General features: G+C 68.3%; 16 protein-coding genes. 8 read left to right on the top strand and 8 right to left on the bottom strand.

Annotated elements, in window-relative coordinates:
* Nucleotides 1–178: 178 nt before the first annotated feature.
* Nucleotides 179–625 (top strand): hypothetical protein, encoded by a 447-nt coding sequence (locus ACIRQP_RS08590; protein WP_403885460.1) that lies wholly within the window; start codon nucleotides 179–181, stop codon nucleotides 623–625.
* 197 nt (nucleotides 626–822) lie between these two features.
* Here ACIRQP_RS08590 and ACIRQP_RS08585 read toward each other — a convergent pair whose 3' ends face one another.
* From ACIRQP_RS08585 to ACIRQP_RS08555, 7 genes are all read right to left on the bottom strand, one after another.
* A complete protein-coding gene (locus tag ACIRQP_RS08585; RefSeq protein ID WP_403885457.1) occupies nucleotides 823–2,133 on the bottom strand; it encodes a tyrosine-type recombinase/integrase in 1,311 nt (436 codons plus the stop codon).
* Complete coding sequence (locus tag ACIRQP_RS08580) at nucleotides 2,133–2,357, bottom strand: helix-turn-helix domain-containing protein (protein WP_403885454.1); 225 nt, start codon at nucleotides 2,355–2,357, stop codon at nucleotides 2,133–2,135. The genes ACIRQP_RS08585 and ACIRQP_RS08580 overlap by 1 nt, the downstream gene beginning before the upstream one ends.
* Nucleotides 2,357–3,802, bottom strand: a complete 1,446-nt coding sequence (locus ACIRQP_RS08575; RefSeq protein ID WP_403885451.1) for a replication initiator — start codon at nucleotides 3,800–3,802, stop codon at nucleotides 2,357–2,359. The genes ACIRQP_RS08580 and ACIRQP_RS08575 overlap by 1 nt, the downstream gene beginning before the upstream one ends.
* 151 nt (nucleotides 3,803–3,953) lie before the next feature.
* Nucleotides 3,954–4,721 (bottom strand): DUF2637 domain-containing protein, encoded by a 768-nt coding sequence (locus ACIRQP_RS08570; RefSeq protein ID WP_403885448.1) that lies wholly within the window; start codon nucleotides 4,719–4,721, stop codon nucleotides 3,954–3,956.
* A gap of 36 nt (nucleotides 4,722–4,757) precedes the next feature.
* Nucleotides 4,758–6,152, bottom strand: coding sequence for a cell division protein FtsK (locus ACIRQP_RS08565; RefSeq protein WP_403885445.1), 1,395 nt, complete (start codon nucleotides 6,150–6,152; stop codon nucleotides 4,758–4,760).
* Between the two features lies 1 nt (nucleotide 6,153).
* Complete coding sequence (locus tag ACIRQP_RS08560; protein ID WP_403885442.1) at nucleotides 6,154–6,342, bottom strand: hypothetical protein; 189 nt, start codon at nucleotides 6,340–6,342, stop codon at nucleotides 6,154–6,156.
* Entirely contained in the window at nucleotides 6,339–6,692 is a 354-nt protein-coding gene (locus ACIRQP_RS08555; protein ID WP_403885439.1) for a hypothetical protein, read from the bottom strand. The genes ACIRQP_RS08560 and ACIRQP_RS08555 overlap by 4 nt, the downstream gene beginning before the upstream one ends.
* Before the next feature lie 178 nt (nucleotides 6,693–6,870).
* Here ACIRQP_RS08555 and ACIRQP_RS08550 point away from each other — a divergent pair, with 178 nt between their 5' ends.
* From ACIRQP_RS08550 to ACIRQP_RS08525, 6 genes are all read left to right on the top strand, one after another.
* On the top strand, nucleotides 6,871–7,740 hold the full coding sequence (locus ACIRQP_RS08550) for a GntR family transcriptional regulator (protein WP_403885436.1): 870 nt from the start codon (nucleotides 6,871–6,873) through the stop codon (nucleotides 7,738–7,740).
* Between the two features lie 510 nt (nucleotides 7,741–8,250).
* Complete coding sequence (locus ACIRQP_RS08545; RefSeq protein WP_403885433.1) at nucleotides 8,251–9,498, top strand: helix-turn-helix domain-containing protein; 1,248 nt, start codon at nucleotides 8,251–8,253, stop codon at nucleotides 9,496–9,498.
* 91 nt (nucleotides 9,499–9,589) lie between these two features.
* On the top strand, nucleotides 9,590–10,000 hold the full coding sequence (locus tag ACIRQP_RS08540) for a hypothetical protein (protein WP_403885430.1): 411 nt from the start codon (nucleotides 9,590–9,592) through the stop codon (nucleotides 9,998–10,000).
* On the top strand, nucleotides 9,993–10,280 hold the full coding sequence (locus tag ACIRQP_RS08535) for a hypothetical protein (protein WP_403885427.1): 288 nt from the start codon (nucleotides 9,993–9,995) through the stop codon (nucleotides 10,278–10,280). The genes ACIRQP_RS08540 and ACIRQP_RS08535 overlap by 8 nt, the downstream gene beginning before the upstream one ends.
* A 319-nt stretch (nucleotides 10,281–10,599) precedes the next feature.
* The gene (locus tag ACIRQP_RS08530) at nucleotides 10,600–10,863 is read left to right on the top strand and encodes a hypothetical protein (RefSeq protein ID WP_403885424.1); all 264 of its coding nucleotides are present in this window, start codon (nucleotides 10,600–10,602) and stop codon (nucleotides 10,861–10,863) included.
* A complete protein-coding gene (locus tag ACIRQP_RS08525) occupies nucleotides 10,863–11,264 on the top strand; it encodes a hypothetical protein (RefSeq protein ID WP_403885421.1) in 402 nt (133 codons plus the stop codon). The genes ACIRQP_RS08530 and ACIRQP_RS08525 overlap by 1 nt, the downstream gene beginning before the upstream one ends.
* A gap of 92 nt (nucleotides 11,265–11,356) precedes the next feature.
* Here the strand turns inward: ACIRQP_RS08525 and ACIRQP_RS08520 are convergent, their stop codons facing one another.
* On the bottom strand, nucleotides 11,357–11,503 hold the full coding sequence (locus ACIRQP_RS08520; RefSeq protein ID WP_403885419.1) for an integrase: 147 nt from the start codon (nucleotides 11,501–11,503) through the stop codon (nucleotides 11,357–11,359).
* Between the two features lie 408 nt (nucleotides 11,504–11,911).
* On the opposite strand from ACIRQP_RS08520, the gene ACIRQP_RS08515 reads away from it, so the two are divergent.
* Nucleotides 11,912–12,817 (top strand): Dyp-type peroxidase, encoded by a 906-nt coding sequence (locus tag ACIRQP_RS08515; protein WP_403885416.1) that lies wholly within the window; start codon nucleotides 11,912–11,914, stop codon nucleotides 12,815–12,817.
* The last annotated feature ends 116 nt before the right edge of the window (nucleotides 12,818–12,933 follow it).

Raw genomic sequence — 12,933 nt, 5'->3', positions numbered from 1 at the left:
GACATACAAGCCGTGCACAAATAATTGAATAATGGTAGAAGTGCACCACCTCAGGCGCTCGCAGTAACATGGCGGGCGCCTGAGGTCTCTGAATTTCTGAATCTCTGTGGGTTTGCCACCATCTCTCTGGGTGGCTCGAATGACTGACCCCCTATGCAAGTGACGCGAGGAGCTATCCGTGAATGACCCGATGGATTACCCCGGGATTAAGTCCTGGGTGGAGGAATGGGGAGGGGGAGTTGATTACCTAGATTATGTGAAAGGTCATGGCGATCTAGGAATGATGGTGGCATTTTCCCGGATCTTCTGGCCGCGTTTCGTCGAAGTGGAGGGGTGTGTGCTGTGGGATCGTGCATACGAAGAATCGAATTTTAAAGCCTGGCGCGAGAGCCTCTCCGGTGACATTCGAAAAATTGAGGCGACACTGAATCAGCTGCGAGTCTGGCAGATTGTCGATTCGGATGATGTCGAAGAGGACTGGCGGGCGCAGGATTTCTTTGCCGCATGTGTTGCAAAAACGTGGGGTGCTGCGTTGTTTGCAGAATTTCCTCACCGGAGTTTCGATGTTCGGGTTATCGGTTCCGAAGATGGCCCCATTGTTACCTTCTCATCCGGATCGACGTAGTTCATGGTTTTGTCTCGAAAGGTCGAATGTGACCAATTCTGAACCATCTGAGGTTGTGCCACTCGCACATTGGTTGCTGGGTGAGTGATACCCATCCCGCGGCCCTCGTGGTGAATGGCATTAGCAAACTCGAACCCCCGCCGGATGCGTCCTGGCGGGGGTTGCGTGTGGGGTGACGGCAGTAGTTGACGGCAACGTCAGCGGACGGTGGCTCCGCACAGCGGCGGGTCATCGCCGCTGTCGCGGGTCGACTCGTCGTTGGCAGGGACGTCAAGGGCGGTGCCGAGGGTGTCTATGGCCTGGCGCTGGAAGCGGAGTCGCACGTGGGCGTAGACGGTGGCGGTGACTCCGATGTGGGCGTGGCCGAGAAGTTCCTTGATCACGACGAGTTCGACGCCCTGTTCCAGGAGCAGGGTGGCGGTGGAGTGCCGGAGGTCGTGGAAGCGGATGCGGCGGAGGTCGGCCTTGCTGAGGAGTGTGGTGAAGGCACGGGTGAGGTTGGTCGGGTCGATCGCTCTTCCCTGCTGCGTGGTGAACACGTACCCGTTGTGCTGCCACTCGGCACCCGCCGTGTCACGGTCGCGCTGCTGCTCTTCGTGGTGGAGCTTCAGCGACTGGAGGCAGCGGTCGGGGAGGGCGATGCGGCGCTCGGAGGCCCGAGTCTTGGTGGGCAAAGCGGTGAGGCCGCCTGTGTTGGTGCGCTGCAACGTTCGGCGGATAGCAGCGGTGCCCCGGTCGAGGTTGAGATCTTCCCAGCGGAGACCGAGGAGTTCACCCTTGCGGAGCCCGGTGTGGAGAGCGAGTTCGAACAGGGCGTGCAGCCGGTGTTCGTTCGCGGCGGCGAGGAACTGGCGGGCTTCTTCAGCGGTGAGGGGTTCGAAGCGTCGGGGCCGAGGCGTGCCGGTGCGGACGTTGCGGGCGACGTTGCGTGGGATTTCCTCCTCGCGCACGGCGTGTTCCAGGGCGGACTTGAGGACGGAGTGGATGTAGGTCAGCGTCAGCGGGGAGAGCCGCTTGGAGCAGCATGTTCCGGTGGCGCAGCAACGGGGTTGATCGCGGCCGGCGTCGATGCTGCGGGCACAGCACTGGCAGGTGGTGCGGAGCTGGTTGAGCCAGGTGCGGACGTCCTTGGCGGTGAGCTTGGCGAGCTTCTTCTTGCCCAAGCCGGGGATGAGGTAGTTGTTCACGCAGGCGGTGTAGCGGGTGTGGGTGTTCTCGCGGAGGTGGTGGACGGCAACGGCCTCCAGCCAGTACGTCAGGTATGCGCCGAGGCTGCCCTGCGCGGAGGGCGCGGGGACGCCGCGATTGCTGTTGGCGATCTTCTCGGTGAGCTTGGCCAGCGCGTCTTTGCGGGTGGTGCCGTAGACGCGGACGCGGCGGCGGGTGTTGCCAGGAGCCAGGACGTACCCGCCTGCTTCCCAGCGTCCGTCCTTGCGTTGGTAGACGGTTCCGTCGCCGTTGGCGCGGCTGAGGCGCGAGGGGGCGGGGGTGTCTTGGGGTGTGGTCATCAGGCGGCTTCCTGTTCGAGGCGGGTGTGGATGAAGTCGGTGAGGGCGTGGGTGGGGATGCGGCGGGCGCGGCCGAGGGCGATCGAGGCGAGCTGGCCGGAACGGAGCAGGTCGTAGACGGCGGAGCGGCCGAGTTGGAGACGAGCCATGACCTGGGGGACCGTCAGCAACTCCAGGGCCGGGGCCGCCTCCGTGCGGAGGACGGTGGGCGGGGGCGAGGTCATCAGCAGCCCCCTTCGGCCGTGAACTGCCGTTCCAGTTCCCTGCGGTACCAGACGTCTGCCGCGAGGAGGGCCGCGCCGGGGCTGTAGCCCGAGCCGAGGTAGTCCCAGTGACCGACGACGAGCGTGGTCGTCGGATTGGGCTCGGGCAGGTCGGCGTGGGCGCGGGCCTGTTCGGTGCGCCAGGCGCGGCGGGCCTCGCGCAGCGCGCCGAGGGTGGTGGAGTAGCGGCGGGATTTGGTGGAGAAGTGGCCGCGGAAGCCGAGCATGTGCGCCCACTTCCAGAGCTTGAGGTCGGCGAACTCCGGCAGGCTGCCCAGCTCCCAACAGGTACGGATCATCTGCCGCACGTGCCGGGCGACGGCGAGCCGGGGCAGCCGGCGTGCCTGCCCGGTGCCGCCGCAGGCGGTGCACGGGAGCGGGGTGCCGTGGGACAGGAGGGTGGCGCCGCGTCCCTGGCAGGGGCGACAGAACAGGGCGCGGTCGAGGGTGCCGGAGGCGTCGGCGGACTTGGTGGCGTACTTGGCCACGTAGGCGGCCACGACCTGGTCGGTGAGTTCGGCGTCGGTGCCGAAGGAGGCGATCTCGCGCACGTCGAGCTGTGTGCCCCAGGTGAGTTCGCGCTCCCCGATCGCGTCCGACGCGACGGCCACTCGGACACGGAGGGCTGCGGCCCGGATGGCGTCCGCGAGTACAGCGACGGTGGCAGACGGGGGTGGAGGCGTGGTGTTGCCGTCGGGGCCGTCGAGGCGGATGACGGCGTGGAAGTGGACCAGGCCGCGCTTTTGGTACTCGGCGACCTTGGCGAAGGAGACTCGCAGCACGGCGTGGGCGGCCTTCTGGGTCATGCCGAGCCGAACGGCGAGCTCACGGCGCAGGTAGGTGGTGAAGCGGGCCCACAGCGCGGAGGCGTGGGCGTTAAACAGGACCGCCCCCGTGTAGTCGTACGTCGCCGGATTCAGCGGCGTGCCCAGCAGGGCGTCCGTGGGGTCGTGGAGCTGGCGGCAGCGACAGGTCCGGACATCGCCGCCCAGGGTGGTGGGGCGGTTGTGGACGGGGCCGAAGGAGGGCGCGGTGAGGGTGGCGAAGACGCGGGGGTGGGTGCGGACGGTGTCGGGCACGGTCTTGCCGCCGGACAGGCCCGCGCGGATGAGGTGGTAGGTGTCGGCGGCATAGATGCGGGAGCAGGCCGGGCAGCGCGATGCGCGACGGTTGCCGCACGCGGTGAGCAGACTGCCCGTGGGTTCCTCGGACGTGGTGTAGGAGCGCAGGATCTCGCCGGTCGTGGTGTCGAGGGTGGTGGTGTGGCCGGTCAGGCGTACGGGTTCGGTGCAGCCGCCGAGGCGTTCGATCTGCTGCTGTGCGCGGTCGAAGTCGGGGTGGTTGACGAGGTGGAGCAGGTCCCGCACGGCGGGGCTTGCCACGTGGCGCAGGTCCAGGGTGACCATTCGGGGCGTGTCCCTTCTGTCGGGGTGGATCGCCCCGAGCGACAACCGGCCATAACTGTGGGCGTGTTGGGCTGCTCGGGGCATGACGAACCAGGCCCGTTGGGTGGGCGTGGATTTCAGGGAGGGTGATCCGGCCGGTGGCCGGGGTGGCTCAGAGCTGAGCGAGGGCGGCGGTGGCCACCGGCATGGCGACGCCCATGCGGCTTGCGAGCTGGGCGGCGGTGACTGGTGTTCCGTGCTCGGCGTGGTGGGTGTCCGCGATGCGCCGGGCCGCACTCAGCAGTGCGGCGGGCAGGGCCGGGCGGGAGCCGGTGGCAGGCGCCTTGGCGACGGCCGGGGCGGGGGCGGAGGTGGAAACCTTGATCACGGTAGGCACTTCGGCCGGAGGCGGCGTAGCTGTCGTGGCGAGGACTGTCTCAGGGGCCGGGGCAGCCGTCTCGGGAGCGCCCGCCGAGGTGGGCATCGGCTGAGCGATGGGTGCGGGGGCTGGGGTAGCTGTGTTGGCGTCGTCCAGGTGTGCGGCGGTGTGGAAGTGGGCGAGGAAGGCGGGGCCGACGTGGCCCCAGCCGAGGAGCAGGAGCGGGGCGACGGTGTCCAGGCAGGCCCGTCCGTAGCGTCCGGTCAGCAGGGGTTCGGCGGTGTTCAGGGCGAGGGTGAGCAGGCCGCACAGGTGCAGCAGCCGGGTACCGGCCTTCAGCTCACGCTTGGGAACGCCGCGCAGGGCGAGGAAGCGCAGGGCGACCAGGAGTCCGACGACGGACAGGTCCACCATGGGCGCGATCAGCGGCGCGATCGGGCGGGGGACGCCGAGGCGCAGGGCGAGCGCCCAGACGTTGCCGAAGGAGAAGACGAAGGCCAGGGCCGCGATGACCGCCATGACCACGGTCACGGTGCGCCGGGTGAACCGTTCCTCCGCCATGCGATCAACCTCCTTTCTGACGTGGGCTCTTCGGGACTACTTGGTGCGCGGGGCCTGGGGTGCTGCCGTGGTCCGGCCGGTCGAGTGGAGGAGAGCGTCCAGGCACAGGTCCGGGTCGGTGGTCAGGTGCGAGGTGTCCTCGGCGACGCGGGCGGCGTCGGCGTCGGAGACGTAGGGGGTGCGGATGCGGGTGTAGCCGGGGCGGCCTTGCATGGCCATCACTGCGACGCCGACGTAGGCGGGGTCTTGCAAGGTGACCGGGCTGGCGTCGGGCCAGTTGCGGATGTCGTCGCCGAGTGCGGCCACCGCGGCTTCCACGGTCTTCTGCGCGAAGGACAGCCCGATGGGGCACACGTCACGGATGAAGGTGGGGATGGCGTCGCCGGTGGTCTTCTGGCTGATCAGGATCACCAGGATGCCGGCACTGCGGCCCTTCTTGACCAGGTCCTCCACCAGCCGGGCATTCTCCGCCGTCAGCGCAGCCAAACGTTTCGTCTCGGCGTCGCCGCCCTTGTACTCGCGGAAGAACGTGTGCGCCTCATCGATGATCAGAACCGTGAGCGGCCACTCCGGAGAAGGGCCGACATGCCACATATTCTTCACACCCAGCACGTCCCGGATGCTCGCGGAACGCCGCTTGCGCAGCTCCACCAGGCGTTTGAACAGCGCGTTCGCTTCATCGAGGTCGTCACCGCAAAACGCGAACATCCGCTTGACCAGATCCGCGTAGTCGCCCTCCAAGGCCCGCGACACCTTCCCGTCCGCCGTCGCGATCTGCACAGCAGCGGAGGGCGCGAAGTCGCAGACGAACTTGTTGACCCCCGAGGTCTTGCCCGCACCCGGAACGCCGGCCACCGTCACCCCGGGCACGTTGGCCAGGGACACGGACACCTGGGCGGCGAACTCGTCCACCCCCAGCTCCCAGTGCGTCAGGTCCGTGAGCGGCAGACCAGTGGGCCGGTGGGTGGTCGGCGTGGTCAGCGGGTCGGAGCGCACGCCCCGGATCACCACCTTGCCGGGGCCGTCCGGCAAGACGGAGACCCGCGTGCACTTCCAGGCGTCCGCCAGGAACCGTGCCGACTTCTGGTACTCCTCCAGCCCGACCTGCGGCAGCGTGCGCGCCCGGACGATCACCCCGAACTGGTCGGGCTTGACCTTGATCTTCGGAGTCAGCACCCGAGGCGCGGGGACCGCACCGTCCTTCTGAGCGGTGATCTGCGCGAGCAGGCTCGGGGTCTTGTCGGTGACCGTCAGCCCCGCCATCCGCGCGAGGCGCACCCAGCCCCAGCGGACCCGCACGGCCTGCCGCATGCTGACCCGCGTGCCCCGGTCGGCCCGCACGTAGCGCACCACCGTCCACAGCAACCACGTGCCCGCCAGCACGACCGACACCAGCAGTGCATCCGGCGCGTATCCCGTCACGGCGTCCATGTCAGGCCCCCTCTTCGCGTATCAGGCGGAGCACGTGGACCAGGTCCAGACGGGCCGCCTGCTCCGGGCTCAGGGCGAGCAGATCGAGCACGGCGGCCGAGACGGCGAACGTAGCCTTGCCCTCGGTCCCCGGCAGGGACCGGAGCGGGTACAACTCCCGCTCCGAAGCGGGGCTTTCGAAGCGGATCACTGGGCCGCCTCCACCGTCACCAGCTCCAGACGGGCGGCCCGGTAGGCGACACCGTCGGAGAGCTGCCCGTTGAAGATCCGCGCCCACGGGGTCGCGAACAGCTCGACCGGCCGCACCATCGCACCCGGCTTCAGCCCGGCCGCCAGGCCGGTCTCCGGGACGGTAATCTTCAGGACCTCGGCGCGGCCGTCCTCCATGAGCATCACGGTCACCGTGTACAGCGACGCCCCGGTGTCCCGGTCGGTGGCGACCTCCCCGGTCTGCTGGTCCTTGATCTTCAGCGTCGGTTCGGTGCCCGCGATGCAGACCGCCGACGGCAGCAGAGCAACACGGATACGAGTCATGGCCATGCCATCACGCCCCTTGTTCGGTGGAGCCGCTTGATCGGCTCACGAGGAGCATAGGGAGGTAATCGCTCAACTTGCAAGGTCGATTAGGTCATTAACTCGATCAGGTTGGTAGGCGGTCAGGTGGGGAACCCGGAGATGTGCCTGTAGCGCTACGGTCTGCTGGCGATACCGTGGGGGCATGACCCTGCCCTTGGACGAGGACTCCCGGCCGCCGTACCTCCAGGCAGCCGAGGCGCTGCGGGACGCGATCCTGAACGGCGAGTTCCGCCCCGGTGAGCGGCTGCCCTCGGCCAACGTGCTGTGCGATCGGTTCGGTGTCTCCAGCTCCACCGTCCAGAACGCCTTGCGTGTGCTGAAGCGGGAAGGGCTGGTCTACTCCCAGCTCGGTCGAGGCAGCTACGTCAGCGACTCCGCCGGCGGGAGCACCGAAGAGCCCGATAGCGATCATGAGGCCACCGACGCAGAGAGGCCGGACTGGCCGGTCGACGTCATCTACAACGGCGATCCACGACCGCCGTACGCCCAGGTCGCCGACATCCTCCGCCGGGAAATCGTGGAAGGCACCTACCCTCCGGGCTCCCAGCTCCCTCCCGCCCGGGAGATCCAAGAGCGGTTCAAAGTCGCCAACTCCACCGCGCAGAACGCCTACCGACGCCTCAAGCAGGAAGGGCTGGTGTACGCGGTCAAGGGACGCGGCGTCTTCGTCCGCCAGGAACCAGAGCCAGGCAAGCACCACGGGACCATCACGAACTACCTGCTGCGCGATGAGATCGCCCGCGAGGCGAGCGCAGCCGCCATCGAGTTCGCCGACCTCAGCGACGAGGAGCTGTTGGCGCGAGAAGTGGAGCTGGACCAACGATGGGTCGCTGTCCGGGAGGAGCATCAGCGGCTTTACGGCGAGCGACGCAAGGTCAAGCGGGAGAAGAGCCGCCGCGGCCTGTTCCTGCCACCCCTCCACGACGACGAAGCCGATCCGAGCGTGTCGCCGAGCGAGAAGCTGAAGACCGCACTGGCCGAATCGAAGAAACGCCGGCAACAGCGGCCCTGACCCTCGGCCCAGCAGCTCGATCGGTGGGTGAGCTGTTCAGAGTTTCTTTACTTGATCAAGGCGGTCCGCTGGCGCGGCCCGCGCGCGCTCCGGCCCTGCGGGGCCGCCGCCCGCTCCTGTCTCCGCCCCGCTCGCCGACGACCCCGCCGGACCGGGCGCGCAACAGCCAGCACAACGAACCCTTCCAGGGGCTCCGCCCCAGACCCCGGCCCTCCCTCCGAGGGGGGTGGGGCGTGGGTGTCGGGTGCGGCTTTGTCGTGGTGTGGGGTTCGGGGTCGCGGGAGGGGGTCCCTCGCCGCCCGGTCACCGGAGGCGTACCAGGAACCCCCGGGGGCCGCCAAGGCCGAGCGCACGCGTCACGAGGTGAGCCTTGGCGGCCCCCGGCGAACCCTGGCACGGCAAAGCTGCCCGACCGACGAGGGACCCCCTCCCGCTCAGGCCGTGATCCTGCCGGAGCCCGGCCCGCCGCCTGTGCTCCGGGCGTACCGTGGGGTGGGAGGTGGTGAGTTGATGACTACGGAGCTGGCCGACAACGTCCGCAAATACCGGCGCCGCGCGGGGCTGAGCCAGGAGGAACTGGCCCACGCCGCAGGCGTATCACCGGGCACCGTGCGCAAGGTCGAGCAGGGCGGCACCGTCCGCATAGAGACCCTGCACACCCTGGCCCGTGCACTGCACGTGACCACTGCGACCCTGCTGGCTCCGGACGCCCCACAGCCCGTCGGACGGGGAGAAGATCCGAACCGGGTCAACCTGATCCAGCTCCGCGCCGCCCTCACCCCACCCGTGGGACTGGCCGAGACGGAGGGCGAGAGGGCCGAAGATGAGCCGAACCTGCGGCGCTTCCGCCGTACCGTCCACGACGGGGCCGTGCTCTACCACTCCGACAGCTACCGAAGCGTCGCCTCCCAACTGCCCGCCCTCCTGCGCGACGCCAACACCGCAGTTGCCTACTTCGACCACGGCGAAGAACACCACCAGGCGCTCCTGGCCCGTGCCGAGGCGATGCAACTGGCCGGCCGCTACCTGACCCAGGTACGGCAGTACGATCTCGCCTACACCGCCCTGTCCCACGCGATCACCGACGCCCGCCGCACCGGAGACACCCTCACCGCGGCCTCCGGCGTCATCGGCATGTGCTGGCTCCTACTGCGCCAGGGCCGCCTGGACGAAGCCGAACAACTCGCCGCCCAGACCGCCGACGTGATCGAGCCCCGGCTCTCCCGCGCAACACCGGACGAATGCGCCGCCTGGGGATGGCTCGCCCTGCGCGCCGCAGCAGCCGCAGGCCGCAACAACCGCCCCCAGGAAGCCCGCCACTACCACCGGGTGGCCGCCACCGCAGCCGCCGCCGTGGGCCGGGAGCACGCCGGATCGTTCTTCCGGCACTGGACCACCTTCGGACCGCTCACCGTCGGCATGAAAGGCGTCGAGGACGCCATGGTCCTGGGTGACGCCCGCACCGTTGTCCGCAAGTCCAGCGAGGACGCCATGTCGTCCAAGGCGTGGAAGCACACTGGCAGGCCGAGCGACGACAACTGGAACCGCCACCGGCTCGATGTGGCCCGCGCCCACGCCCGCACCGGCGACCTGACCACCGCCATGGACGAGCTGGCCGGAGTCCGCCACGCCTCCCCTGAATGGCTGCGGCACCAGCGGATGGCCGCCGAGACGATGCAGGAGATCCTCAAGAAGCGCAAGCGCACCCTCACCGCCGACATGCGCGAGATGGCCGACCACCTGGGCGTCGTCGGCTAACTGCCACGCAGCGCAACACTTTCCGCACCAGGTGTCACCAACTGTCGTGATGCATACCTGGGGTGACGGTTGGTCAGTACCTACGGTCTTCATGTCCCTATCAGCGACCCAGGCCCAGGGGTACACGATGAACCAGCCCAGGAGCGCCGCAGACCGCATGCGCCGCAGGGATCTCCACGACGCGGCAGCAGGACTCACCGGCCCGCGCCTGCTGCCGTGGACCACCCCCGACGGAAAGCCCTGCTACCTCAGCACCGACGGCCGCGGCTACCTCTCCACCCTCGCCGACAACATCGAGTCGGTACAGCTCGGCATGGGCAAGGAGCTCCTTGAGTACGCCCGAGACGCCACAGCCCCCGGCGCAAAGATCCTGTCAGCCACCGAATACCGCTGGCTGGCCTGCCGGTTGACCGAGGCCCTGGCCGACGCGCTCCGGGTCGCCGACTCGCGCGGGCGGCGTCTCCCGGATCCGGAGGAGGAAGAGGCCGACGGCGATGCCTGACCCCACGAACAGCGACGCACCGGTCCGCAGCGCCGTCCGTGGGCGTTACCGATTCCGCGAGTACCGCGTGACCGCCGTCCCCGACCCCCTGGCCCTGCCGGTCTTCGCGGCGGTCTGCGTCACCGGCGAGGAACACAACTGCGGCGCCACCTCCGGCACCCTCCACACCCCGGACGAGCTGACCCACTGGATCGCCGGACACTGCGCCGCCACCGGCCACGAGCTGTACGAGCAGACCACCCGCACCGTTCTTCGTGCCGAGCCCGGCGCATGGCAGTAAAGTCCCCTGCGCCAACGACACCGCGCCAGCGGCAGTACGACCGCGCAGCCCGCGCCACCTGACGGCAGTAGCGACGGCAACACCCACGGATTCCCGCGCACAACCACGGACACCAGCGGAACCCGAAACCTCCGCTGATCTGCGAATACGCAGATAGAGAGGGGCCGCGTAGCACACGTACTATGCGCTGGCAGGGGCTACGCCGGTCCTCGTTCACAACTGCGGTAACGCGGCGACCCATGATGTCGGGAACGTTGTCGATAATCTCGACGACAACGTTTACTTCCATTACACGAGCGAGGGAGGGCATAGTGGGATTTTGGCCGATGATGGCAGTCTCAGGATTGGTGCCTCCGCCGGAAAGGTCCATGTGACCCAGGAAATTGGAAGCCCGGCAGAGATCGAGCAGAACATCTTCATCGGAAACCCAATGTATGCCGGAAAGGCTGACTATATGTTCGCCTTCCGGATGCCTGAAGGCGTCGAACTTGGTCCGGGATCTCAGCCAAATGAGCTGATTACGAGAGGCTCATTGGAGATCCCAGCGGGGAATGTCCTCTTCCATAGAAGGAACCCCTTCTGATGTCAGAGCTGGTCGAGTTCGACAACTTTGCCCAGATGGAGGTGCTGCTCCGTGCCGGTATGGAGCTCAAGTTTGAGCTTTCTGATGACGCGGACGTGCTCAATGGAAGTCCGGTCTATGCGTCGGCGCTGAATCACCTTCGCGAAGGTCTGATCTCTGGATTGCGTTCGAGCTCAACGCCGGGGCGAGCGCAGAAACAGGCTGACTGGTATCGACTCTCGCAGCACCAGCATCGATGGCGGCTCATTGCGAGAAGGGCTGCTCTGCATCCGCATTGGCGAAATCTAACCGCAGTCGAAATGCGTCACTGGGTCGAAACGCTCGCGGCGCCACTCGCAGTGGATGACGGGACGCTGGAAGCCATCAAGGCTGTAGTCGAGGAGATGCTTGATGGTCACTGACGGAAACCCCCTCCGGTAATCCAGTCGAGGCCCCACCGGATTTGTTTCCGGTGCGGCCTCTGGAGCGTCTGACGGCAACGGTGACGGCAATGTCAGCGGACGACGGCTGCGGTGGGCGGGGCGTCGGGGTCGTCGTCGCCCTGGCCGAGGGCCTCGCCGAGGGTGTCGATGGCTTGGCGCTTGCGGCGGAGTCGGACGTGGGCGTGGACGCCGGCGGTGACGCCGTGGGCTCGGCTCAACAGGTCCTTGAATGCGACGAGTTCGATGCCCTGCTCCAGCAGGAGGGATGCGGCGGCGTGGCTGGTGGTAGGTGTGGCCGGGCTTCGGGGTGTGGCAGGTCGTAGAGTGCGGGGCGGCCGGTTTTGAGGGGGGCCATCAGCGCGGGGGCGGTGTCGGGTTCGGCGCCATGTTCCCGCTTCCGTTGTTCGGTGCGCTGCATTCTGCCCAGGGGGAGAACTCTCGTGGTGAGACGAAGATCGTTGCTGCTCGCTTCATCGGCGGCCGGGCTCGCAGTGGGGGGCGCCGTCGTCTATGGCGTGCGGGCCGGTGCCGAGAGTGGTGATGCCGGTGACGAGAGTCCGGGCGGGGGGCCGGGAGCGTCGACGCCGGCGCAGTTGCGGGGTGTTCGGCCGGGGGGTCGGGTTGCGATGGTCGCGCTGGACCGCGTGGCGGGCGGGGGTGGATCGGGGGGCGCGTTGCGGGAGTTGGTGAGCGGTGTGCGTGCTCTGGAAGGGCCCGGTCTCGCCGTGGGGGTGGGGCTGGGGGCCGGGGCCTTCGAGGGCGGTGGGACGCTGCCCCGGCAGCTCGTCGACATGCCGTCCTTCCCCGGCGATCTGCTGGATCCGACGCGGTCGCACGGCGATGTGCTCGTAGAGGTGGCGGGGGACCGGGCCGACGATGTGCGGGCGGCGTTCGAGCGGTTGTTGCCCGCCGTTCCGGGGTGGCGGGAGCGGTGGCGGATCGAGGGGTTCCGGGCCGCGAACCGGGAAGAGGACGGCCGCGGGCTGGCCCGTAATCCCTTCCACTTCACCGAGGGGTTCGGGAATCCCGCCGGTGACCGGGAGACCGCGGATCGCGCCCTCGTACGGGCCGGTCAGGGCGAGCCGGAGTGGGCCGTGGGCGGGAGTTATCAGGTTGTACGGATCATCCGGCTCGCGACCGAGCTGTGGGACAAGGACTCCATACCCGAGCAGGAGCGGATCATCGGGCGCCGCCGCGACGGGCGGTGGCTCGACGGGGCGCCCACGGACGAGGAGCCGAACTTCGCGGCCGACCCCAAGGGCCGGCTCACCCCGCTCGACTCGCATGTACGGCTTGCCGCGCCCGACCGCCGCGATCCGCCGCCGCTCGTACGGCGCAGCTACAGCTACGACCGGGGCGACGGCGACACCGGCCTCGTCTTCTCGTGCTTCCAGCGCGATCTGGCCAAGGGGTTCGAGGCGGTGCAGAAGCGGCTGGCGGGCGAAGCCATGGCCAAGTATCTGCTGACCACCGGCGGCGGGTACTACTTCGTCCCGCCCCCCGGCGACAACTGGATCAACATGTTCGGTTAGCCTCGCCGTTTCAGTTGAGGTTGATGGCTGGATGAGCGGGGTCGTTTGGAGCGGTGTCGGTCGGTGGGCATGGTGGGGGCCCGGCGCGGTGGGCCGGGTTCTCCAAGGTCCTTCGG

The organism is Streptomyces sp. NPDC102274, assembly GCF_044766385.1.
Taxonomy (GTDB): domain Bacteria; phylum Actinomycetota; class Actinomycetes; order Streptomycetales; family Streptomycetaceae; genus Streptomyces.
This window is presented reverse-complemented; position numbering and strand designations above follow the sequence as displayed.

Bases quoted from the DNA above. Each gene is read 5' to 3' on its own strand.
- ACIRQP_RS08585 (WP_403885457.1), bottom strand. From the start codon at position 2,133: ATGACCACACCCCAAGACACCCCCGCCCCCTCGCGCCTCAGCCGCGCC.
- ACIRQP_RS08580 (WP_403885454.1), bottom strand. From the start codon at position 2,357: ATGACCTCGCCCCCGCCCACCGTCCTCCGCACGGAGGCGGCCCCGGCC.
- ACIRQP_RS08575 (WP_403885451.1), bottom strand. From the start codon at position 3,802: ATGGTCACCCTGGACCTGCGCCACGTGGCAAGCCCCGCCGTGCGGGAC.
- ACIRQP_RS08570 (WP_403885448.1), bottom strand. From the start codon at position 4,721: ATGGCGGAGGAACGGTTCACCCGGCGCACCGTGACCGTGGTCATGGCG.
- ACIRQP_RS08565 (WP_403885445.1), bottom strand. From the start codon at position 6,152: ATGGACGCCGTGACGGGATACGCGCCGGATGCACTGCTGGTGTCGGTC.
- ACIRQP_RS08555 (WP_403885439.1), bottom strand. From the start codon at position 6,692: ATGGCCATGACTCGTATCCGTGTTGCTCTGCTGCCGTCGGCGGTCTGC.
- ACIRQP_RS08550 (WP_403885436.1), top strand. From the start codon at position 6,871: ATGACCCTGCCCTTGGACGAGGACTCCCGGCCGCCGTACCTCCAGGCA.
- ACIRQP_RS08545 (WP_403885433.1), top strand. From the start codon at position 8,251: ATGACTACGGAGCTGGCCGACAACGTCCGCAAATACCGGCGCCGCGCG.
- ACIRQP_RS08540 (WP_403885430.1), top strand. From the start codon at position 9,590: ATGTCCCTATCAGCGACCCAGGCCCAGGGGTACACGATGAACCAGCCC.
- ACIRQP_RS08535 (WP_403885427.1), top strand. From the start codon at position 9,993: ATGCCTGACCCCACGAACAGCGACGCACCGGTCCGCAGCGCCGTCCGT.
- ACIRQP_RS08525 (WP_403885421.1), top strand. From the start codon at position 10,863: ATGTCAGAGCTGGTCGAGTTCGACAACTTTGCCCAGATGGAGGTGCTG.
- ACIRQP_RS08515 (WP_403885416.1), top strand. From the start codon at position 11,912: ATGGTCGCGCTGGACCGCGTGGCGGGCGGGGGTGGATCGGGGGGCGCG.